This window comes from Pseudomonas sp. IT-P44 (assembly GCF_949768225.1).
Classification (GTDB): domain Bacteria; phylum Pseudomonadota; class Gammaproteobacteria; order Pseudomonadales; family Pseudomonadaceae; genus Aquipseudomonas; species Aquipseudomonas migulae.
In genome coordinates this window covers 47,544-69,196 of sequence record NZ_CATKQM010000003.1, presented here as the reverse complement: position 1 = coordinate 69,196, position 21,653 = coordinate 47,544, and the positions used below count along the sequence as shown (strand labels likewise).

Sequence of the window (21,653 nt, the reverse complement as noted above, 5' to 3'; positions counted from 1 at the left end):
CGACTTTCGTGGAAAAGTCGCACGCGGCCAGTCCGATTACTGGCGATAGGATTTGAGGAAGTTGCCGATTCGTCCGATGGCCATGTCCAGGTCGTCGACACGCGGCAGGGTCACGACGCGGAAGTGGTCCGGCCATGGCCAGTTGAAAGCGGTGCCTTGAACCACCAGCAGCTTTTCCGACAGCAGCAGGTCGAGCACGAATTTTTCGTCGTTGTGGATCGGGCAGACTTTCGGGTCGATACGCGGGAACGCATACAGCGCGCCCATCGGCTTGACGCAGCTCACACCAGGAATGTCGTTGAGTAATTCCCAGGTACGGTTACGTTGCTCCAGCAGGCGACCTTGCGGCAGGACCAGATCGTTGATGCTCTGATAACCCCCGAGGGCGGTCTGGATCGCGTGCTGACTCGGCACGTTGGCACACAGGCGCATGTTCGCCAGCATGTCGATGCCTTCAATGTAGCTTTGCGCGTGATGTTTCGGACCGGAGATAGCAATCCAGCCAGAACGGAAACCGGCCACGCGATAGGACTTGGACAGGCCGTTGAAGGTCAGGCACAGCAGGTCCGGGGCCAGAGACGCGGTGCAAATGTGCACGGCATCGTCGTACAGAATCTTGTCGTAGATCTCGTCGGAAAACACCACCAGGTTGTGCTGGCGGGCCAGTTCCAGCATGCCCAGCAGGACTTCCTTCGAATACACCGCACCGGTCGGGTTGTTCGGGTTGATGATCACCAGGGCCTTGGTGTTCGGGGTGATCTTGGCCTTGATGTCGGCCAGGTCGGGCCACCAGTTGGCCTGCTCGTCGCACAGGTAATGCACCGGGTTGCCGCCCGACAGGCTCACGGCGGCGGTCCACAGCGGGTAGTCCGGAGCCGGCACCAACACTTCGTCGCCGTTGTTGAGCAGCGCTTGCATCGACATCACGATCAGCTCGGAAACGCCGTTGCCCAGGTAAATGTCTTCAATGCCGACGCCTTCTACCTGCTTCTGTTGGTAGTACTGCATGACGGCTTTACGCGCACTGAACAGGCCTTTGGAATCGCTGTAGCCCTGGGCGGTCGGCAGGTTGCGGATCACGTCCTGGAGGATTTCATCCGGCGCTTCGAAACCAAAAGGCGCCGGGTTGCCGATGTTCAGCTTGAGGATGCGATGGCCTTCCTCTTCCAGGCGTTTGGCGTGCTTGAGCACTGGGCCGCGAATGTCGTAGCAGACGTTGGCGAGCTTGTTCGATTTGCTGACCTGCATGGCGATGTGTTCCCGAAAATGAACGATCCAGGCGGTGTATGAACTACCGTACTGGGAATCCTGCGTATTCACACAGGCCTGGCGCCTTGAGAGGCAGCACCCATAAATCCGTTTGAATGCGCGTGGTCTGGCTGCCAGACTGGCGTTTGACGAGGCGCAATCATACGTGCCGCCCGATCCGTGGAAAAGGTACAGATCGGGCTTTTTCAGCTGCTGAGGTGTGATGATGGAAAAGTTGGAAAAAACCCTGGAAGAATGGAAGGCCATGCTCGATCCGGAGCAGTACAACGTTTGCCGCCTCAAGGGCACCGAACGGCCGTTTTCCGGCAAGTACAACGGCACCAAAACCGACGGTGTTTACCACTGCATCTGCTGCAATGAGCCGCTGTTCGACTCAAAAACCAAATTTGACTCTGGCTGCGGCTGGCCGAGTTTCTATGCGCCGATCGGCGACAGCGCCATGACTGAAATCCGTGATGTCAGCCACGGCATGATCCGTACCGAAGTGGTCTGCGCCAAATGCGATGCGCACCTGGGGCATGTGTTCCCGGATGGTCCGCCGCCGACCGGCCTGCGGTATTGCATCAACTCTGTGTGCCTGGATCTCGTTCCGCGTTCGTAATGCGGGCCCTTGTAGGAGCGAAGCTTGCTCGCGAAGGCGTCGGGTCAGTCAACATCAGTGTTGAATGTTAAGACGCCTTCGCGAGCAAGCTTCGCTCCTACAGATATTCGGCACCCAATAATTTAAATTGCACACAATTCAATTGCTCGCTATGTTTACCTCATCTTCTTTCATTCGAGAGTCCGAATCATGAGCGACAACCTGCTGAGCATCCCTTGCACCACCATCAAGGGTGAGAAAAAGACCCTGGCGGATTACGCCGGCAAAGCGGTGCTGGTGGTCAACACCGCGAGCAAATGTGGCTTCACGCCGCAATACAAAGGGCTGGAAGAACTGTGGCAGACCTACAAGGATCAAGGGCTGGTGGTGCTCGGTTTCCCGTGCAACCAGTTCGGCAAGCAGGAGCCGGGCAATGAAGGCGCGATTTCCGAGTTCTGTGAACTGAACTTCGGTGTCAGCTTTCCGCTGTTCAAAAAGATCGACGTTAACGGTGCCGACGCCCACCCGCTGTTCGTGCAGCTGAAAAAACGCGCACCGGGTGTTCTGGGTTCTCAGGGCATCAAGTGGAACTTCACCAAATTCCTGATCGGCAAGGACGGCCAACTGGTCAAGCGCTTCGCTCCCGCGACCAAGCCGCAAGACCTCAGCCGCGAGATCGAAGCCCTGCTCAAATGAATACCTTGTCCGTCGATTCCCTGAAGCTCGACAGCCAGCTCTGCTTCAAGCTGTACGCCGCTTCCCGGGCGGTGATCCGCGCTTACAAGCCGATGCTCGATCAGCTCGGCCTGACGTACCCGCAATACCTGGCGATGCTGGTTTTGTGGGAATGGCAGGAGGCGGCGCCGGAGCAGCCGACGGTCAAGGCGTTGGGCGAGCGCCTGGCGCTGGATTCCGGCACGTTGACGCCGCTGCTCAAGCGACTTGAACAACTGCAACTGGTGCAGCGTCAGCGTTCAGCGCGGGATGAGCGTGAAGTGCACCTGAGCCTGTCGCCCACGGGCAAGGCGTTGCGCGATCAGGTCGGGCCGCTCAAAGCCCGACTGTTGTGTGACAGCGGTGTCGATCTGGATCGCTTGAATGATCTGCGCGAGGGGCTTGACCACTTGTTGGGACAAATCAAGGCACTGTCGTAGCGGGCATCCACAGGTCCAGCAGGGCGGCCAGTTCTTCCCGGCGGAAAGGTTTGGCCAGGTAATCGCTCATGCCCGCCGCACGGCAGCGTTCGCGTTCTTCGGACATGGCGTTGGCGGTCAGGGCGACGATGGGCAATTGCGGCCAGCGACCGCTGCGACGGATTTGCCGACTGGCTTCGTAGCCGTCCATCACCGGCATGTTGCAGTCCATCAGCACCAGATCGAATTCGCTTTGCTCCAGCTGATCCAGGGCCTCGCCGCCGTGGGCGGCGACAATCACCTCGCAACCGAGTTTGCCGAGCATGCCCTTGGCCACCAATTGATTGACCGGATTATCCTCCACCAGCAGCACCCGTCCGCGGCGCTGGGGAGTGAGCGCCTCCAGTCGCGCATCGTTGATGGTGTTGATTTCCGGTTGCAACACTCGCCGCAGTGTCTGGTAAAGCGCATTGCGCGCCAGAGGCCGGGCCTGTTGTTGTAACGGCGCCAGGGCGCTGGCCTGTTCGCTGGGCATGAAACTGCCGTAAGCGGTCACCAGCAGAATCGGTGCGGTACAGGTGGGGCGCAGGCGAAACAGGCATTCCGGGCAATCGGTGATGACCACGTCGGACTTCAGACCAATCATCGCGTCATCGATCGAACGCTGCTGATAGTCGAGCCCCCAACCCGGCAACAGACTCTTCAACAGTTCCGCCAGGCCGCTGCTGCCGGTGGTGATCGCGATCACCTTGCCGTGCAGCGTGGCCGGGGCGAAGGCGCGGGTGTGGCTCGGCAGCGGCAGGTCGGCGCAGAACTGGCTGCCGAAACCGGCTTCCGAGCTGATGGTGAGGCGCCCCTGCATGGCTTCGCAGAGGTTGTAAGTCAGCGCCAGCCCCAGCCCGGTGCCGCCAAACTGTCGGGTAATGCCGGCGCCGGCCTGGGTGAATGGCTGGAAAATCTTGACCTGAGCGTCCTGGGCGATGCCGATGCCAGTGTCGCAGACTTCGATTCTGACGCCGTCTTCGTACGTCGACAGGCGCACATCGACCCGACCGAAACGGGTGAATTTGAGGGCGTTGGACAACAGGTTGCTGACGATCTGCCGGACCCGGGTCGGGTCACCGAGCACCAGCGCCGGGAATGTCGGTTCGATCAGGCACGTCAGTTCGACGCTTGGCGCCGCGTTTTGCGACAGCAGGTTGGCGGTGTCCTCGATCAGCGAACCGAGGTCGAACGGAATGTGTTCGAGTTCAAGCTGACCGGCGTCGAATTTCGACAGGTCGAGAATATCGTTGAGCAACTCCACCAGCACTTTGCCCGAGTCATGGGCGATAGACAGTTGTTGCTGTTGCTCGGCATTGAGCGGGCCGTCGAGGGACAGCGCGATCATCCCCAGCAAGCCATTGAGGGGCGTACGGATCTCGTGGCTCATGTTGGCGAGAAAAACCGAGCGTGCCTCGGCCATGTCCAGGGCGGTGCTGCGCGCGACTTCCAGTTCCTGGTTGGACTGGCTGAGCCGGCTGTTGATCGCCTTGAGTTCGGCGGTGCGCGCCGACACGATGTTTTCCAGTTGCCCGAGGTAATCGGTCAAACGGTTTTCAGCGTTGCGCCGCTGCTGGATTTCAGTGGCAATGTTCTCGAATTGCTGGTTGGCAACCTTGACCAGCACGCCGATCTCATCGTTTTTATGCCCGCTCGGATACTCCAGCCAGGTCGGTTCGACACTGCGCGGATCGCGGCTGCTGAGTTCGCGGATAACCCGCACCAGCGGTTTGGTCAGCATCACATAGAACAGCGCCAGCAGGATGCCGGTCAGGATCAGGCTGCGGGCAAAGCCGTTGAGCAGGGTCACTTCGGCCCGACGCAGGAAGCGGTTGCCGAAAGAATAGGTGTCGACTTCCAGGCGCAAGGTGCCGAGGGATTCGTTGGGCAAGTGATCCAGATACAGCCGGTCTTCGAACGCTCGGTTGGCACCGAACAGAAAGTCGCTGATCACCCGATAGCTGCTCTGCGATGGCGGGCGCTTGACACTGGCGAGCACCGAGCCGTTGTTGTCGGTCAGTTGTGCAGCGATGATCGCCGGTGAACGCAGCAGGCCCAGGGTCAGTTCCTGGGCGAGTTCGGCGTCGATGTTGTAGGCAATGCGCGAAGCGGGGTTATGGCTGATTTCCAGCAAAGACACTATTTCACGGTTGATGGAGGCGTCTTCACTGGCATAATCGATGCCTATTTGCAGCAGGCTGAGCAGCGTACCCAGAATGAAACCGACCAGCACGGTAAGCCGGGCTTGCTTGTAGGACAGCCGGTTGGTGAACTTGATATCCATGGGGTGTCGAACCACTTCCGTTTCCCTTCGCTGCTCAAGCATAGTCGATCATGCATGGATACCGATGTTCTCGCGAGCCCTTGTGCACGGGATGAACACGTCTGTGAATGCTGTATTTCGTCGCTGTAGCGCCATCATTACTGTGAACGTGCCCGAGGAGAAGACGTGGATTCCCGATTGAATGCTTTTCTTGAACGCGCCGATGCCGTTCTGGCCCGTATCGAACCGCTCTTGCCCGCACCTCGGCAAGCCATCGACTGGACGCATTGCCTGGCCGCACGCTGGCAGCGGGAAGGGCGCAGCGGTTTTCTGCTGCCGCTGCAGGTCAGCCTCGATACGCGGCTGTCCGACCTGATCGGTGTTGACCGCCAAGTAGAGCAACTGGGTCGAAACACTCAACAATTCCTCGACGGCATGCCAGCCAACCACGCGTTGCTCTGGGGCTCGCGTGGCACCGGTAAATCGTCGCTGGTGCGCGCGCTGCTGGCCGAACACGCCAAGACCGGTCTGCGACTGATCGAGATCGAACGCGATCACTTGGCCGACTTGCCGCGTGTGGTCGAGCAAATCGCCAAACTGCCCCAACGTTTCGTGCTGTTCTGCGATGACCTGTCGTTCGAGGCGGGCGAGGGCGATTATCGCGTGCTCAAGAGCGTGCTCGACGGCTCTCTCGAACAGGCGCCGGACAACGTTTTGCTGTACGCCACTTCCAACCGTCGCCACCTGGTGCCGGAAAAGGAAAGCGATAACGAAAACTGGAAAAGGGTCGACGGCGAATTGCACCCCAGCGAGGCTGTGGAAGACAAGATCGCGCTGTCGGACCGTTTCGGCCTGTGGCTGTCGTTCTATCCGTTTACGCAGGAACACTTCCTCAATGTGGTCGAGCACTGGATCGGTCAGTTGGCCGACAAGGCCGGCCTGAAGTGGCAGCGTGACGAAGAACTGGACATCCTCGCGGTGCGCTGGGCCACCGGCCGAGGCAATCGCAACGGACGTTGCGCCTATCAATTTGCCCGCTATTGGGTCGGGCTGAAGCTGTTGGAGCACAAGGCATGATCGATTTACAACAAAGCGGCCAAGGCCTTGAAGGCTACGGCATGCTGCACGCACAACTGGAATCCTTGTTGGCGGACGAGCGTGATTTCATCGCCAACGCCGCACAGTTTTCCGCGTTCCTGTACAACCAGCTCGACGACTTGAACTGGGCCGGTTTCTACCTCAATCGCAATGAAGAGCTGGTGCTGGGTCCGTTCCAGGGGCAGATCGCTTGCGTGCGCATCCCGTTCGGTCGTGGCGTGTGCGGGACAGCGGCGGCGACGTTGCAGACTCAGTTGGTCGAAGACGTGCACGCCTTTCCCGGGCACATCGCCTGCGACAGCGCATCGAACAGCGAACTGGTTGTGCCGCTGGTCAAGGACGGCCGCCTGATCGGCGTGCTGGACCTCGACAGCCCGAAACTGGCGCGCTTCACCGAACACGATCAAGCCGGGATTGAAAAACTGGCGGCCATCTTCCTGCGCCTGACCGACTGCTGATCACGCCCTCAAGCCTGCCTTGGCCAGCAGGCCTGGCGGGTCTACGGCATCGATCTGTTGCGGATCGAGAAATCGCTCGGCGTATTGCCGGTAGATTTCGGCGTTGATGAACAGCCTGAACAGCTCCGGGTCGATGTGGGCGTCACGGCACATGGTGGCCATGATGCCCAGTGCTTCGCTCAACGGCTTGGCTTTCTTGTAGGGACGATCGGCGGCGGTCAGCGCTTCGAAAATATCGGCAATCGCCATCATCCGCGCCGGCAGGCTCATTTCCTCGCGCTTCAATTGTTTTGGATAACCGGTGCCGTCCATTTTTTCGTGGTGGCCGCCGGCGATTTCCGCGACGTTGTTGAGGTGGCCGGGGAAGGGCAGGTGGCTGAGCATCAGGATCGTCTGCACCATGTGGTGATTGATGATGTAACGCTCCTCGCGCGTCAACGTGCCTCGGGCGATGCTCAGGTTGTAGAGTTCGCCCCGGTTGTACTTGTAGCGGGGCACATCGAGTTTGAAACCCCAGGGATTGTCTTCCGGCATCAGCTCGCCTTCGGCGCGTTCGAACAGGTGCTCCGGTTTGTCCGCCAGCAGCGGCTCGCTGACCGGCAGGGTCGGCGCCGATGTTCGCGCCTGACGCCGGTTCTCTTCCCAGGAAACGCCCAGCCGGTCATCAAGGGTTCGGGTCCAGGTGCGCTGGGCCAGGTTGCGCAGGCGTTGCAAATCGGACTCGGCCATCGCCTCGCCGCCCAGATTGCAGCGGGCAACAAACGCGAAATCATCGTCCAGCGCCGCCAGAGTGGCATCGCGCAGTTCCGCCAGGTGCTGCTCGTCACCGCCCAGGGCAACGGCTTGCCAGTAGCTGATCCAGGCATCGCGCTTGAGCACTTCGAAGCGGGTGCGGATTTCGTGGATACGGTCGTTCAGGGTTTCCAGCTTGGTGGCTTTATCGACCACGTACTCCGGCGTGGTGACCTTGCCGCAATCATGTAGCCAAGCGGCGATGTGCAGCGCTTCCCACTCGTCCTCGGTCGGTTGATAACTGCTGAAGGCCGGGTCCTGACTCGCCGCGGCAGCCTGGGCGAGCATCAACGTCAGCGCCGGCACTCGCTGACAATGGCCGCCGGTGTAAGGGCTTTTCGCGTCGATGGCACCGGCCAGCAGTTGAATGAACGCGTCCAGCAGCTGTTTTTGCTTGGCTTGCAGGCGCTGACTTTCGATACTCACGGCGGCCGCGCCGGACACAGCCTGAAGGAACGCGATACGGTCCGGACGAAGCTTTTCCAGATCACTTTGATCGCCGCTGTCCGCCAGCAACAGGACCAGCAGGCCCACGGTTTCGTTATGGCGATTGTGCAGGCGGATACCGATCAGATGCACCCGCGGGCATTCCATCGCCAGCAACACTTTCTGCAAATCCCCCACTTGGTCGAAACCGAGGCTGGTGACCACGTTGTCGGCATGCGACAGCTGCTGTAGCCAGGCAGGGCTCTGTGGGTCCTGGAGTTCATGGCTGCGAATGTCGAACGCGGGCAATGCCTGTGAAATGTCGTTGATGACCAGGCCATGAGGTGTCATGCGATCGCCGTCATTTTCCCGCAGATAGATCAGGCCCGCCTGGGCCTGTCCGATTTTCACGGTTTCGAACAACACCCTTTCCAGCAAGGGGGCAAACCGGGTCTCGGCGCTCAGGCTGTCGGTGATCCGGAAAAAACTCGCCAGGGTGTCTTTCATGCGCGCCATCGACACGCTCAGTTGGTCGACTTCGAGTACCGGAGAGCGACGGGAGGCCGGAAATTTGAAATTGAAACTGCGAATCGCATCGGCTTCCTGCACCAGTGCACGCAGGGGGTTGACCAGAACTCTGGAGGTCAACCAGCCCAAGGGCAGGCACAAAAGCAACGTGGCCAGCGTAATCAGCGCGCCCTGCCAACGCATGCGGTAGGCATCGGCGAGCAATTCGTCTTCCGGCACCAGCAGCGCCAGTTGCAGCCCCTGCGGACCACCTTCCTGCATGCTGCTACGGGCAACGATCCACTGCCGGCCGGCGGCCCTCAGCCGATTGCCTGTTGGCGGGTTGTTCAGCAGTGCGCCGAGGCCGGGACTCAGGTCGGCGGCCTTGCTCAGGCGTGCGGTCTGATCGTCGACGATCAGTTTGTTGCTGTCGGGGTATGCGATGGCATTGCCCTGGGCATCGAACAGCACGATTTCGGTATTGGGGGTTACAACGTGCTTGGCCAGCGTCGCGGACAGTTCCGCCAGGGTCAGGTCGGCGCCCATGATGGCGTGCTCGCCGCTGCGCCGGGCGAGGGTGGTGCCGACATTGCGAGTGGAGAAAAAGAGGTAGGGCTCGGTGGTGATCTGATCGCTGTCGCCGCGAGCGCTGGAGTACCAGGCGCGGGTGCGCGGATCGTAGGTGTCGTCGGGGTTGTCGTGACGGCTGAGGAGGTTCAGTTCCTGATCGAAAAACAATGACTGGGAATGCACCGGGCCGCGGTTTTGCTCGATGCTCCAGACTTGATAAACCGCTTTGTCCGGGGCCTTGAGCAGCGCTTTCAGGGCGGCGGTTCGCAAGGGGCGAACCATGAAGAAATCACCGTTGTCGTAACCCAGATACAGCGAGGCCAGGTCAGGATTGTCCTTGAGCGACTGGCTGAAGGGTTTGAGCAATGCCAGGCGCTGCTCCAGGTCGGGCGCCTGCGCCGCCGGGTTGAACACCAGCAGGCTCAACAGATGGCGAATGGGCTCATAGGTGGCGTGCAGGTCCAGGCGGACATCTTGCTCGATGCGCTCGAAGAGCTTCTCACTGCTGGACAGAATGATTTGCGTGGTTTGCCCATAGTTGAAAATGCCCAGCACCACGCCAGTCAGCAGCAACAGGAAGGTGAACATCACGCTGATATGGACGTGCAGGGGAAACCGTCGTTGATCCGGGCGCAGTGGGCTGGTCATTGCGGGGTCTCTCCATGATGTTTAACACACTGCTCAGCGCCCAAGCATAGTTAAGGCTCCGTCATTCTGCTTTTGTCGTTTTGCCCAATTTGTTGCTGCAATGCCTGTTCCAGTTCAAGCATGGCGCGCTCCATGGCTTTGCAGCATTGCGCCACTTCTTCTTGATGGAAGACGCCATGGCAGACCTGCTCAAGCGCCTCGCAGCTGTCCATCAAACGGGTGGCCTGGACAATGCGCGCGGCGCCCTTGATTTTGTGGGCGATGTCGAGAAAAGCCCGCGGGTCTTTTGACCGGGATAATGCCCGCAGCGCTTGCAGGTCCTGGCGGTTACTGCTCTGCAGCTCGGTCAACAATCGCCTGTCCATCACGGGATTGCCACCGGTCAACAGGTGCAGACCTTGCAGGCTGAAGGCGGGATCGCGAACGGGCGGTTTGATGCCGGCCACCCATTCGCTCAACGCGGTCAGCGTCAGTGGCTTGAACAGGCAATCGTCCATCCCGGCTTGTTTGCAGCGCAGTAGCTCTTCGGGCTGTGCGTTGGCGGTGAAGCCGAGCACGGTGCAGGGCGGTCGTTTCGAATGCTGTTCATGGCGGCGAATGGCGCGGGTCAGCTCGTATCCGTTCATGACCGGCATGTTGGAATCGACAATCACCAGATCGAACAGCCCGTTTTTCCACGCTTCCAGTCCAGCTTCGCCGTCTTCTGCGACGCTGAATCGATGCCCCAGAAACTCCAGTTGCTGACACATCAGCAAGCGATTGGCCGGGTGATCGTCGACCACCAGAACGTTCAAGGGCGTCGTCGTGTGGATGGGCACTTCGGCGGCTTTCGGCACCTGTTCGACGGGCACTGTGGCCAGGTGCAGCGAAACCTGAACCTGCGTGCCTACCCCCGGCTGGCTGCTCAAATGCAGGCTGCCGCCCATCATTTCGCACAGGCTTCGGCTGATCACCAGACCCAACCCGGCGCCGCCTCTGCCGGCCTGCCCTTGGTCATTGGCCTGGGCGAAAGGTTCGAACAGGCGTTGCTGATCTTGCTCGCTGATGCCGATGCCGCTGTCCTCAACCAGCAACAGCATCCGGATGTGCCCGGGCTCGGTGCCCGGGAGCAACTCAACGGTGATTCTGACCTCGCCTTGCTCGGTGAATTTAATGGCGTTGCTGACCAGATTCGACAGCACCTGCTTGAAACGCATTGGGTCCAGCAGGACACCGACGGGCGGGTTGGCTGGGTTGAACTCAAGTCGCAGATCGAGGTTTTTCTGGCGGGCCAGCCCATCGAAGATCCTTGCAACCGAGCCGATGATTTCAAGCGGATTGACGTGTTGCGGGCTCAGGCTCAGGCGTCCGGATTCGATGCGGGCGATGTCGAGAATGTCCCCGATCAGTGCCAGCAGGTCCTTCGCCGAGTTGTACGCCACGTCGATGGCCGGGCGATCCGGATGGTTGCGATCGATCCGCCTCAGCGTCAGTTCGAGCATGCCGATGATTGCATTCATCGGGGTGCGGATCTCATGGCTCATGGTCGCCAGGAACGTGCTTTTGGCCCGATTGGCTTCATCAGCGCGATCTTTCGCGCAGCGCAGCTCGTCGAACAGTTGTCGCCGTTCAAGCAATTGATCGTTCAACGCGCGCTCAGCCGCCTGACGTTGTTTGATCTGACGACGCATGTAAGCGTTCCACGCCGCGGAAATCAGCAGCAGTACGCCGGCACCGATAACGATCTGATAGAACAATCGCTGGTAGTTGCGCCAGGTACTTTGCGACGACGCCGAATAGCCACGCCAGCGGCTGTTGATGATGCCGAGTTCTTCCGGCGCGATGCTCAGCAGCGCCTTGTTGAGGATGGCGTTGAGTTCTTTGGCGTCTTGCCCGGTCGCCAGGGCGAACGCGGCTTGGCGGGTGCCGATGGTGGTGCTGATCTGAAGCGTGTGTTCAAAGAGACGCGATGACATGAAGTAGTTGGCGATTACCAGAGAGTTCACCGCACCTTCCGCTTTGCCTTCGGCGAGCAACTCAACCGCGCTGAACGTGTCTGGCGTCTCTATGAGCTTGATCCGCGGGAACTCGCGACGCAGGTAATCCACCAGTGGATTGCCTTGGGCGATGGTCAGGCGCTTGCCTTGCAGTTGCTCAAGGTTGGTCGGGCTGTCGGCGGCTTTGCGCGTCAGCAACACAAAGGAGTTTTGCAGATAGGGACGGGTGAAGTTCAGGATCGTTTCACGTTCATCGCTGGGGAGCAGGGCAGCGATCACGTCGGCCTGATGGTCTTTGATCTGTTTGATCATCTCGTCATCGCTTCGGCTGCGTCGGATGTCGAAGCGCAGGCCGGTACGCAATCTGATCAGTTCGAGCAGGTCTGCGGTAACGCCGCGAAAGTTGCCATCGCTGTCGAAAAACGTCAGCGGTGCATAGGCTTCATTGACCACCACGCGCACCACCGGATGTTGCGCGAGCCAGCGTTCTTCGAGGTGGGTGAGCTGCAGTTTCTGGTCGGTGAGCAGGATGTCGCTGCCGGCACTCCAGCGTTCGGCAATGTTTTCCCGTTCGCTGGCGGGGATGGCCATGAGCATCGCGTTGATGATTGCGAGCAGTTCCGGGTTGTCTTTATGCACGGCAAAACTGAATCCGTGGGCCTCGTGTTTGCCGAAGTTGGCCATGCGGATATTGTTCAGGTAACCCTTGTTGATCATGTAGTGGGTCGAGATGGTGTCGCCGAGGAAGACGTCAGCCTGGTCGAAAGCCACGGCATTGATTGCATTCTGATAGGACGGATAAGACGTGATAACGGCTTTGGGATACAGGGCCCGGACTTCCTCCAGCGGCAAATAGTGATACACCATGCTCAACCGCAGACCGGCGAGGCCGTCGGTCAGGGATCGGGTTTCTCCTTCCCGTGTCACCAGAACCGGCTGGTCCACGGCGTAGGGGGTTGAAAGCACAATATCGGCGTTGTGAGCTTCGAAGCCATTGGCGGTGCCGAGCAGATCGACCTCGCCTTTTTCGAGCGCCTTGATCGCAGCCCCTCGGGACGCGAAGCGCTGCACCTTGATCGGCAAACCGATGGCCTTGCCGAGGAGGCCCGCGTAATCGGCGGTGAAACCTTCGTAATCCTGGCCGCTGACGGTCAGGTCGAAAGGTGGGTAGTCCGGCGCTGACGTGCCGAGAATCAGTTGCCGTTTACCGGTGATCCATTGTTGTTGTGCTTGATCCAGTTGGACGTCCAGGTGTCCGGCCGTTGAGCGACTGAGCAGGTTGTAGTGCTCGCTGGCAGGCTGTGCGGCAAGCACCGAAGAGGTCAGGCATACGGCGGCCATGAGTAGCAGATAATCCTTTATGCGACTGGGCATCCTGTGTCTCACACCAATGCGTTACGTTTTGCCATCTCGATGAGTTCAACCAGGGATTTGGCTCTGAGTTTTTGCATGAGTCTTTTTTTGTAGGTGCTCACAGTCTTGTTGCTGAGAAACATGCCTTTGGCAATTTCCTTGTTGGTGCGGCCCTGGGCAAAAAGTTGCAACACCATCAGCTCTCGGTCGTTGACTGACTTGAACAGTTCCAGTTCTGCACAGCGCACCTCATCGCCGCGAACAGGATTCAGGGCCTGGCTCGGGAAGTAGTTGTAACCGGACAATACTGCTTTGATAGCACTCACCAGTTCACTCAGGTCTTCCTGTTTACATACATAACCTGAAGCACCGGACTGCATGCAGCGAATACCGAAAAGTGTCGGGCACTGTGCAGTTAATACCAGTGTTTTCAGGGGGGTACTCATTGCGTTGAAGCGGGCGAGAACTTCGAGGCCATCCAGTTTCGGAATGCTGATATCGAGAATGACCAGGTCGGGCATGCATTCGCGAACCATCTGCATGGCATCGACCCCATTGTCGGTTTCGCCGACGACTTTGTAGCCTTCGTGCTCCAGCAACATTCGGACGGCAAGACGGATGACGGGGTGATCGTCGACAATAAAAACGGAGTTCATAATCAAATCCCATACGAGCTCTAATAAAGCGCGCACCTTAGCTCAGATAGTTGAGGGGACGCATGAACTGACGGACCTCAAGCAGCAATATAGGAATAATCCTACAAACGAATAGGAAAGGGGCTACGAATCAACTAGGTTTTTAATGAAGATGGCTGGAAGTTGTGTGTGATCAGTCAGTCTGTTGGGAGTTTTTGTTTGTTGTTTTCAAGTTGTGTATCGAAAAGCAGTTATCGCACTTGTGCTGTTATTATAATGAGGCCAAGGTCAATAAGTTTCTGAATTCGGATTGTTTCAAGGGTTTGATTAAATAACCAAGTAAGGGGAGCCCCCGCTCGTTGGCTGTTTTCTCAATTTCATCAAGCTCTGTACAACTCAGACTGCTTAACAGTATGGCCTGCCTGATCATTCCTCGCTGACTGGCAAACTGGACAAGATCAAGTCCGGGAAGGTCGGGCAAACATTGATCGCACAATAGAATATCGAACGGTTGCACAGCCCTGAGCATTTGCTGCAACGCATCTTTGGCACTGTCGGTGGTGGTCACTTGAGTGAAGCCGTAACTTTCAAGCAGGTACTGAGTTGCCCTGAGTTGAAAGGGATGATCTTCCACCAGCAGGATGCGCAGGTCGTCTTTGAACATGGAGTTACTCACGCTTCGTCTCTGGGACGCGTGATTATTTCGCGAGTATTCCGAGTAATCGATCAGCTTGCTCGACGTGAGGTGTAGGGCGATTCAGCGAACGTTGAGTGCACTTGGGCGTTGGGAGGCTGATCAGCCATTTCAGGCGGCGTAATGGCTGATCAACCTGCTCTCGTCAGTGGCTCGAACGACCGGTCATCTCCAGGGCCATTTCGCTGGCATAGCTGTCGGTCATGCCGGCGATGAAGTCAATCATGCGCAGGAACGACGTGTGCAATGGCCCGTGAGGGTCTGGCGCGTTGTTACCCAGCAAATCGAGGATGCGACGACTCTTGAACGAAGGCGCCCGCCCGTTGTGCTGTTCCAGGGCTGCGCCGCAGAAGGCGTTGAGCAGGATTTCCAGCGTGGTATAGGCACCGATTTCGTGCAGGGTCTTGCGCTTGTCCTGAAAGATTTTCTTGCGCGCCATGTCCTTGGCATTCAGTACGCAACGCTTGGCCGGACCGTGCATGTGCTCCACCAGATCACCGGGCAGTGTACCGGCCAGCAATGCATCCTGTTGCTCGACAAAAGCGCGGGCGGCGGCGTTGGTCAGGTGTTCGATGGCTTTGCCGCGCAGGATCGCCAGTTTGCGTCGGCGCGAATCACGCGGGCCGAGCAGGCGATAGGTTTCCGGCAGATCGTCGCCGACCAGGTCCAGCAACAGGGACTCGACTTCAGCGTACTCCAGCAACTCCATTTCCAGACCGTCTTCCAGATCGATCAGCGCGTAGCAGATGTCATCGGCGGCCTCCATCAGATAGACCAGCGGATGGCGGGCCCAGCGCTGATCTTCGAGCTGCGGCAGGCCGAGTTTATGGGCGATCTGCTCCAGCAGCGGCAGCTCACTCTGATAACAGCCGAATTTGTGCTTTTTGTAACCCAGCGAATCGGCGTGCATGGCCGTCCATGGGTATTTCAGGTAAGTGCCCAGCGTGGCGTAGGTCAGCCGGGTACCGCCATCGAACTGATGGTACTCAAGCTGCGTGAGCACCCGGAAACCTTGGGCGTTGCCTTCGAAGTTGAGGAAGTCATTGCGTTCGGCTTCGCTCATTGCATCCAGCCAGCCGCGGCCGGCGGCCTGTTGGAACCAGTGACGGATCGCGTCTTCGCCGGAGTGGCCGAAGGGCGGGTTGCCGATGTCGTGGGCCAGGCAAGCGGATTGCACCACCATGCCCAGGTCACTGGGTTCGCACCAGTCGGGCAGGGCGCTGCGGATGGTTTCACCGACACGCATGCCCAGCGAGCGGCCGACGCAACTGACTTCCAGCGAGTGGGTCAGGCGCGTGTGGATGTGATCGTTGCTGGTGACCGGATGCACCTGGGTCTTGCGTCCGAGGCGGCGAAACGCTCCCGAGAAAATGATGCGGTCGTGGTCTTTGTGGAAAGGGCTGCGGCCGAGTTCTTCCGGGCTGTGCAGCGGCTTTCCGAGGCGTTCGCGGGTAAGCAGGGTTTGCCAATCCAAGGCTGATTCTCTCCGTCAGGTGACTGATGCCTTAAGCTTCCCGGTTCGCGTCAGGACCTGCAAGCGGAACTACAGCCCCGCAGCGTCGATGTCGATGAGCAGCAGTCGCTCGCCGTTGGCGAAAAATTGCCCGGCGGTGAGGCAGTACTGGTTGCTGGTGGCGTCGCGGTAAGTGTTGGAAAGCGTCAGCCGGCGCTCATCCCAACCCTCCGCCAGCAAATGATAAAAGTACGGACGCCATGACCAGTTATGGCCCAGGTAGCGATCGTCGGCCTCCCAGCCGCTGTTGCGCCATTCGAGGTTGGGTGTCAGTTGGGTGCCGTGGCGGTCGCATTGATAGAAACGCAAGAGCCAGGGAAAGGCGTCCAATTGTGGCAATGCGCTGAGCGGTGCGCTGGCCTGGGCCCAGGCTTGCAGAATCGCCATCAGCTCGCAAAGTTGCTGGCGCATGCTCATCAGGCGACCGCGCTCAGTCAGTTTTTGCTGTACATAGCGCTGACGCAGCTGGGCGAAGCGCTCGACGAAGGCGTCTGTGGCGAAGAAGTCTGCTTGCGCGCGGGCAAACAGAAAACCCTGCACATAACGCGATCCGCACTCCAGGGCAAAATTCAGTTGAGCCTCGGTTTCCACCCCTTCGGCAATGATCCAGCACCCGGTTTTCTCCGCCATTTGCGCCAGGGCCTTGACCACGTCGCTGCTGGGGCCGCCCAACGCCGCGGCCTGGAACAGTCGCATGTCGAGCTTGAGAATGTCCGGTTGCAGGGCCAGCACGCGATCAAGCTGTGAGTAACCGGCACCGAAATCATCGATGGCGATTCGCGCGCCGGCGTGTCGGTATCGCGCCACCACGTCGGCCAGACGCTGAATGTCACCGCCCAGTTCAGTGATCTCGAACACGATTCGCTGCGGGTCGACGCCGTGCCGGCTCAATTGCTTGAGGCTCGGCAGTGCCTGGTCTGCACGCAAGCGACTGATCCAGCGCGGTGACATGTTCAGGCTGAGAAACCACTCCGGGGGCGCTTCATGCAAACGGCTCAGGGCGTTATCGCGGATCTGGCGGTCCAGGCGACGCAGGGCGATGGCGGGTGTTCTCGGGTCGGCGAACAGTGGACCCACCGAGGCCAATTGACCGTCGGCCTGACGCAGTCGGCCCAGTGCTTCGACGCCGGCGATACGGCCGGTGGCGGTATCGATGAACGGCTGAAAGCAGGCGAGCGGTTGCCCGTCGATCACGAGGCCTCCTTAGTAAGGTCTTGTTTTTGGATTGAACCTGATGCCGGGTAGGCGTGCAGGTTTGAACCCCTCGATAAAGAGGTTCATCCCGGTGATGTTGCAAGAATGCAGCCAGCTAGTGGCTTCAGTGTTTGGGCGAGTTGCCTTGCAGGATCAGCTTGATCAGCGGCCCCAGCGTGGTGCCTAGCCGAACCAGTCGAGTCAGGCTGCTGACGCCACCGCTCTTGGCGCCCTTGCCGGTCAAAAAGCCCAGCAGGGTCACGGCCGCTACGCCCCAGAGCGGGGCGTGCTTGATGCCGAAGCCGTCTTGCAGGTTTTGCGTCATCCCGCGCACACGTTGCAAGGGTTGCAGCAGTTGCGCGGATTCGTGACGGATTTCCTGGCGATGCATTTCCATGCGCAGACGGATCAGCGCCTTGCGCATTTCCGTGCGCGAGCTGTTGTGAGGCAGTTCAGGCAGGCTCATGGCAGCAGACGCTCCCGATCGTTGGCCAGTTCTTCCAGGGTGCCATTGAAGGGCGAGGACTCATCGAAAATCGCTGCTCTCAAGCGCATCGCGCAGAAGATGGCCGCGAGGGTGTAGAACACGCAGAGCCCGATGATGGCGGGCAGGCGATAGGTGTCCCAAAACAGGATCAACACCAGCGTCGACAACCCCACCAGCAACAGCAAGGCAAACACCAGCGCCAGGCCTGCGAACAGCAGCAGGCTGACGGTGCGGGCTTTTTGTTCCTGCAATTCGATGCCGAACAGTTCGACATGGCTGTGCAGCAGTCCAAGGAAAGCGGCACCCAGGCGCCGCGATGAGGAGCTTGGGCCCGTCGCGGACGAGCCGGATTCACCGATCGCCATAATCAGCGCCGTGTTGCCAGCAGACCGATCAGGAAACCCACGCCGGCCGCGATCCCGACCGATTGCCATGGGTTGGCCTGAACATAGTCTTCAGTGGCGGTGACGGCGGCCTTGCCGCGTTCGCGCAGGGAGTCTTCAGTCAGTTTCAAGGTTTCGCGTGCACGCAGCAGGCTGTCGTGGATCTGTTCGCGCAACTCATCCGCCTGATCACCGGCCAATGTGGCGGTGTGTTCCAGCAACCGCTCGGTGTCGCTGACCAGGGTCTGGAAGTCGTTCATCAGGATTTCTTGAGCAGTCTTTGCCTTGATGCTGGCCATTGGTGATCTCCGTAAGTGGCTTCTGTTGCGTTCGAGTATGAGCCTTGCGCGAAGGTTCAGTACAAATGACTGGTACAACTTTTGCTATGTCGTGGTGCGTCAGCCCGCGTGTTTGCGCTGTTGCTGGGCAAGAATCGAGCAAAACCTTATCTCAAATAATGAAACCTCGCGCAAAGGTTCCAACCTTGTGCGCCAAAGTGACTCATCGGGATCAATGGACTGATCCGGCGAAGTTGCAACTTGGTGCATGAATTGTCTGCGCGAACTGCTTTGGTGCTTTTTTAGCCTTCAGGTCTGCCAACTCCATGGAAAATCTGCAAAGCGCTGTGGACAGTCTGGTCCATAGCTCCAACACGTTGTTCATTCTGATCGGTGCAGTCATGGTCTTGGCCATGCACGCCGGTTTTGCCTTTCTCGAAGTCGGCACGGTTCGACAGAAGAATCAGGTTAACGCCTTGTCGAAGATCCTCAGCGACTTCGCCATTTCGACCCTTGCCTACTTCTTTATAGGCTATTGGATTTCCTACGGGGTCACCTTCATGCAACCGGCGGCGGTGATCAATGCCGATCATGGCTATGGCCTGGTGAAGTTTTTCTTTCTGCTGACGTTCGCCGCAGCCATACCGGCAATCATTTCCGGCGGCATCGCCGAGCGCGCCCGGTTCGTTCCGCAGTTGTGTGCGACGGCGTTGATCGTGGCGTTCATCTATCCCTTTTTCGAGGGCATGATCTGGAATGGCAACTTTGGCTTGCAGGCCTGGTTGCTCGCGCGCTTTGGTGCCAGCTTCCATGATTTCGCCGGTTCGGTGGTAGTCCATGCCATGGGCGGCTGGCTGGCGCTGGCAGCGGTGTTGTTGCTCGGGCCGAGGCAAGGTCGCTATCGCGAGGGACGCCTGGTGGCGTTCGCACCGTCGAGCATTCCTTTCCTGGCCCTGGGCTCGTGGATTCTCATCGTGGGCTGGTTCGGTTTTAACGTGATGAGCGCGCAAACCTTGCAGGGCGTTAGCGGGTTGGTCGCGGTGAACTCGCTGATGGCCATGGTGGGCGGCACCGTGGCGGCGCTGATCGTTGGGCGCAATGACCCGGGCTTTCTGCATAACGGCCCGTTGGCCGGGCTGGTGGCGATTTGCGCCGGTTCCGATCTGATGCACCCGGTCGGCGCGCTGGTGACCGGCGCCATCGCCGGGGCGCTGTTTGTCTGGTGCTTTACCGCTGCGCAAGGCAAATGGCACATCGATGACGTATTGGGTGTCTGGCCGTTGCACGGTCTGTGCGGTGTCTGGGGCGGGATCGCCTGTGGCATTTTCGGTCAGAGCGCACTGGGTGGCCTGGGTGGGGTGAGCCTGGTCAGTCAGTTGATCGGAACCTCCCTCGGGGTGGTCGTGGCGCTGGCCGGCGGCTTCACCGTGTATGGCGTGATCAAGGCGTTCCATGGCCTGCGCCTGAGTCAGGAAGAAGAGTATTACGGCGCGGACCTGTCGGTGCACAAGATCGGCGCCGTGAGCCAGGACTGAGTCAGGTTTCTTCATCGTCGGCACCGGGATAAAAACCGTGCAGCAGGCGATAGCGGTCATGCCGTATCTGGTCGGCCCGCTCTTGGACCTGATGCGCGGGTATACCCAGCATGATCAACGCGTGGGAGGCGAGCATCAGGCTCGACTCCAGCAATTCGGGCACGACTTCGCTGGCGCCGGCTGCTTTCAACTCGGCCAGTTGGCTGTCGTCCCGAGTGCGTACCAGGATTGGAACGGTCGAGTTTAATCGGCGCGCCTCCTGGAGAATCAGTAACGCGATATCGGCCTGGTCCACGGCAATCACCAGCAGCCTGGCGCGCGCCAGTCCTACCGCCAGCAGCAGTTCACCGCGTCGTGAGTCGCCATAGTGCACACAGGTTTCACCCACGGCGGCTTCCTGGACACGCACCGGATCGGTGTCCAGCGCGATATAGGGCTGCAGCGCATTGCGCAGCGCTCGCCCGATCGACTGACCGACGCGACCATAGCCACAGATCACCACATGGCTGTGCAGTCCGGCGTTCAGCGCGCTTATTTCGTCGAGCTTGGCTTCTTCGTTGGGCTTGCGGTGCAGACGCGTTGCGATGCGGGGCGCCGAACGCAGCAACAGTGGCGTCAGCAGCATCGAGCAGAAGGTCGCGGCCAGCAGCAGCCCGCCGAGGTCGGCGGGCATCATTTTGTTTTGTTGCATCAGGGCCATCAGCGCAAAACAGAACTCGCCGCCCTGGGCCAAAGCCAGGCCGCTGCGCCAGGCGGTTTCGACATCGCTGCCGCGCCATTTGACCAGCAGCGCGACCACGCAGCCTTTGATCAGCAGCAAACCGAGGGTCAGACCGAGGATCAGCAGGCCGTGGCTGGCAAACAACTGCAGGTCGATCAACATGCCGATGCTGACGAAAAACACCCCGAGCAGAATGTCGCGGAACGGACGGATATCGGCCTCGATTTGATGGCGGTAATGACTTTCCCCCAGCAGCATGCCGGCGAGAAACGCCCCCAGGGCAGGGGAGAGACCGAGCAGGTGAGTCAGCCAGGCGGTCAGCAGCACAATGACCAGCGCCAGCAGCACAAACAGCTCGGCGGAGCGGGCCGCCGCCACTTCATGGAACAGCCGCGGCAGCAACCAGCGACTGGTCAGCAACAGCCCGACGAACAGCACAACGGTCTTGCCGAGCGTCACAGGTAACGCCCAGTACCAGGCCTGATCGCTGTTCCCGGCGAACACCGGCACCAGGGTCAGCAGCAACACCGCCACGACGTCCTGGAACAGCAGCACCGCAATGGCGTTCTGGCCGTGGCTGCTGAAAATCTCGCCGAGACTGCTCAGCTCCTTGCTGACAATGGCGGTGGACGACAGCGACAGACCGGCACCGAGCAGCAGTGCAGGGGTTACCGACATGCCGAGCAACATCAGCACCCCCCCAAGCAGTGTCGCGGTGACCAGTACTTGCAGGCCGCCCAGCCGGAACACCACGTGGCGCAACGCGAGCATTTTCGTCAGGGAAAACTCCAGCCCGAGGGAGAACAGCAGGAACACCACGCCCAGCTCGGCGAGGTCGGGCAACTCCTCGCTTTCATTGACCCAGTTGAACGCAGTCGGCCCGATCATCAACCCCACGCACAAATAGCCCAGCACCGGTGGCAGGCGCAGGCGCTGGAACAGTGCAATAACCACCAGAGAGGAGGCGAGGATGATCAACAGGTTGGCGAACACAAAAAACTCCGGTCAAGGTGCGAGTTACTCAAGCGTAGAGGCAAAAAAAGCCGCGAGCATCGCGCAAGTGACATTGCGCTTGAGTGATTTGAGTCAGGGAGTTGC

The 21,653-nt window shown here is 59.5% G+C and carries 18 protein-coding genes; 6 read left to right on the top strand and 12 right to left on the bottom strand.

From position 1 onward, the window contains the following. Window positions 1-36 precede the first annotated feature (36 nt). Window positions 37-1,248 carry a pyridoxal phosphate-dependent aminotransferase gene (locus tag ACM6IO_RS00285; protein WP_008030363.1) on the bottom strand — a complete coding sequence of 404 codons (1,212 nt, stop codon included), beginning with the start codon at window positions 1,246-1,248 and terminating at the stop codon, window positions 37-39. A gap of 226 nt (window positions 1,249-1,474) precedes the next feature. On the opposite strand from ACM6IO_RS00285, the gene msrB reads away from it, so the two are divergent. The 3 genes from msrB (at window position 1,475) to ACM6IO_RS00270 (ending at window position 3,003) form a co-directional block, all read left to right on the top strand. After that, window positions 1,475-1,870, top strand: a complete 396-nt coding sequence (gene msrB, locus ACM6IO_RS00280; protein ID WP_280161882.1) for a peptide-methionine (R)-S-oxide reductase MsrB — start codon at window positions 1,475-1,477, stop codon at window positions 1,868-1,870. Between the two features lie 189 nt (window positions 1,871-2,059). Next, a complete protein-coding gene (locus ACM6IO_RS00275) occupies window positions 2,060-2,545 on the top strand; it encodes a glutathione peroxidase (protein WP_008030357.1) in 486 nt (161 codons plus the stop codon). Beyond that, entirely contained in the window at window positions 2,542-3,003 is a 462-nt protein-coding gene (locus ACM6IO_RS00270; protein ID WP_008030355.1) for a MarR family winged helix-turn-helix transcriptional regulator, read from the top strand. Before ACM6IO_RS00275 ends, ACM6IO_RS00270 begins: the two co-directional genes overlap by 4 nt. On the opposite strand, the gene ACM6IO_RS00265 is transcribed toward ACM6IO_RS00270, so the two are convergent. Continuing rightward, on the bottom strand, window positions 2,987-5,308 hold the full coding sequence (locus ACM6IO_RS00265; protein ID WP_318652969.1) for a response regulator: 2,322 nt from the start codon (window positions 5,306-5,308) through the stop codon (window positions 2,987-2,989). The two genes, ACM6IO_RS00270 and ACM6IO_RS00265, sit on opposite strands and share 17 nt — an antisense overlap. Window positions 5,309-5,473: 165 nt before the next feature. Between ACM6IO_RS00265 and ACM6IO_RS00260 the strand changes: the two genes are divergently transcribed. Beyond that, on the top strand, window positions 5,474-6,364 hold the full coding sequence (locus ACM6IO_RS00260; RefSeq protein WP_008030353.1) for an ATP-binding protein: 891 nt from the start codon (window positions 5,474-5,476) through the stop codon (window positions 6,362-6,364). Further along, complete coding sequence (locus tag ACM6IO_RS00255) at window positions 6,361-6,843, top strand: GAF domain-containing protein (protein ID WP_008030351.1); 483 nt, start codon at window positions 6,361-6,363, stop codon at window positions 6,841-6,843. Before ACM6IO_RS00260 ends, ACM6IO_RS00255 begins: the two co-directional genes overlap by 4 nt. On the opposite strand, the gene ACM6IO_RS00250 is transcribed toward ACM6IO_RS00255, so the two are convergent. The 9 genes from ACM6IO_RS00250 to ACM6IO_RS00210 all read right to left on the bottom strand — a co-directional run bounded on the left by ACM6IO_RS00250 (window position 6,844) and on the right by ACM6IO_RS00210 (window position 18,320). Next, entirely contained in the window at window positions 6,844-9,786 is a 2,943-nt protein-coding gene (locus tag ACM6IO_RS00250; RefSeq protein WP_414910705.1) for an HD domain-containing phosphohydrolase, read from the bottom strand. A gap of 50 nt (window positions 9,787-9,836) precedes the next feature. Then, window positions 9,837-13,136 (bottom strand): transporter substrate-binding domain-containing protein, encoded by a 3,300-nt coding sequence (locus ACM6IO_RS00245; RefSeq protein ID WP_414910704.1) that lies wholly within the window; start codon window positions 13,134-13,136, stop codon window positions 9,837-9,839. An 8-nt stretch (window positions 13,137-13,144) separates the two neighbouring features. Beyond that, window positions 13,145-13,771 (bottom strand): response regulator transcription factor, encoded by a 627-nt coding sequence (locus tag ACM6IO_RS00240; RefSeq protein WP_008030344.1) that lies wholly within the window; start codon window positions 13,769-13,771, stop codon window positions 13,145-13,147. A gap of 250 nt (window positions 13,772-14,021) precedes the next feature. Further along, on the bottom strand, window positions 14,022-14,414 hold the full coding sequence (locus tag ACM6IO_RS00235) for a response regulator (RefSeq protein WP_414910703.1): 393 nt from the start codon (window positions 14,412-14,414) through the stop codon (window positions 14,022-14,024). Between the two features lie 175 nt (window positions 14,415-14,589). After that, a complete protein-coding gene (locus tag ACM6IO_RS00230; protein ID WP_192227865.1) occupies window positions 14,590-15,918 on the bottom strand; it encodes a deoxyguanosinetriphosphate triphosphohydrolase in 1,329 nt (442 codons plus the stop codon). A 69-nt stretch (window positions 15,919-15,987) separates the two neighbouring features. Beyond that, entirely contained in the window at window positions 15,988-17,151 is a 1,164-nt protein-coding gene (locus ACM6IO_RS00225) for an EAL domain-containing protein (protein ID WP_008044374.1), read from the bottom strand. Window positions 17,152-17,275: 124 nt separating this feature from the next. After that, window positions 17,276-17,617 (bottom strand): hypothetical protein, encoded by a 342-nt coding sequence (locus tag ACM6IO_RS00220; protein ID WP_008044376.1) that lies wholly within the window; start codon window positions 17,615-17,617, stop codon window positions 17,276-17,278. After that, window positions 17,614-18,003, bottom strand: coding sequence for a phage holin family protein (locus tag ACM6IO_RS00215; protein ID WP_192227863.1), 390 nt, complete (start codon window positions 18,001-18,003; stop codon window positions 17,614-17,616). Before ACM6IO_RS00215 ends, ACM6IO_RS00220 begins: the two co-directional genes overlap by 4 nt. A gap of 2 nt (window positions 18,004-18,005) precedes the next feature. Further along, window positions 18,006-18,320: a DUF883 family protein gene (locus ACM6IO_RS00210; protein WP_008030332.1), complete on the bottom strand. Its 315-nt coding sequence runs from the start codon at window positions 18,318-18,320 to the stop codon at window positions 18,006-18,008. A gap of 305 nt (window positions 18,321-18,625) precedes the next feature. Here ACM6IO_RS00210 and ACM6IO_RS00205 point away from each other — a divergent pair, with 305 nt between their 5' ends. Next, entirely contained in the window at window positions 18,626-19,834 is a 1,209-nt protein-coding gene (locus ACM6IO_RS00205; RefSeq protein ID WP_192227862.1) for an ammonium transporter, read from the top strand. A gap of 1 nt (window position 19,835) precedes the next feature. On the opposite strand, the gene ACM6IO_RS00200 is transcribed toward ACM6IO_RS00205, so the two are convergent. Continuing rightward, window positions 19,836-21,548 carry a cation:proton antiporter gene (locus ACM6IO_RS00200; RefSeq protein WP_414910702.1) on the bottom strand — a complete coding sequence of 571 codons (1,713 nt, stop codon included), beginning with the start codon at window positions 21,546-21,548 and terminating at the stop codon, window positions 19,836-19,838. Window positions 21,549-21,653 lie beyond the last annotated feature (105 nt).

Bases quoted from the DNA above. Each gene is read 5' to 3' on its own strand.
- ACM6IO_RS00270 (WP_008030355.1), top strand. From the start codon at position 2,542: ATGAATACCTTGTCCGTCGATTCCCTGAAGCTCGACAGCCAGCTCTGC.
- ACM6IO_RS00265 (WP_318652969.1), bottom strand. From the start codon at position 5,308: ATGGATATCAAGTTCACCAACCGGCTGTCCTACAAGCAAGCCCGGCTT.
- ACM6IO_RS00210 (WP_008030332.1), bottom strand. From the start codon at position 18,320: ATGGCCAGCATCAAGGCAAAGACTGCTCAAGAAATCCTGATGAACGAC.
- ACM6IO_RS00275 (WP_008030357.1), top strand. From the start codon at position 2,060: ATGAGCGACAACCTGCTGAGCATCCCTTGCACCACCATCAAGGGTGAG.
- msrB (WP_280161882.1), top strand. From the start codon at position 1,475: ATGGAAAAGTTGGAAAAAACCCTGGAAGAATGGAAGGCCATGCTCGAT.
- ACM6IO_RS00215 (WP_192227863.1), bottom strand. From the start codon at position 18,003: ATGGCGATCGGTGAATCCGGCTCGTCCGCGACGGGCCCAAGCTCCTCA.
- ACM6IO_RS00205 (WP_192227862.1), top strand. From the start codon at position 18,626: ATGGAAAATCTGCAAAGCGCTGTGGACAGTCTGGTCCATAGCTCCAAC.
- ACM6IO_RS00250 (WP_414910705.1), bottom strand. From the start codon at position 9,786: ATGACCAGCCCACTGCGCCCGGATCAACGACGGTTTCCCCTGCACGTC.
- ACM6IO_RS00240 (WP_008030344.1), bottom strand. From the start codon at position 13,771: ATGAACTCCGTTTTTATTGTCGACGATCACCCCGTCATCCGTCTTGCC.
- ACM6IO_RS00245 (WP_414910704.1), bottom strand. From the start codon at position 13,136: ATGCCCAGTCGCATAAAGGATTATCTGCTACTCATGGCCGCCGTATGC.
- ACM6IO_RS00285 (WP_008030363.1), bottom strand. From the start codon at position 1,248: ATGCAGGTCAGCAAATCGAACAAGCTCGCCAACGTCTGCTACGACATT.
- ACM6IO_RS00235 (WP_414910703.1), bottom strand. From the start codon at position 14,414: ATGTTCAAAGACGACCTGCGCATCCTGCTGGTGGAAGATCATCCCTTT.
- ACM6IO_RS00255 (WP_008030351.1), top strand. From the start codon at position 6,361: ATGATCGATTTACAACAAAGCGGCCAAGGCCTTGAAGGCTACGGCATG.
- ACM6IO_RS00220 (WP_008044376.1), bottom strand. From the start codon at position 17,617: ATGAGCCTGCCTGAACTGCCTCACAACAGCTCGCGCACGGAAATGCGC.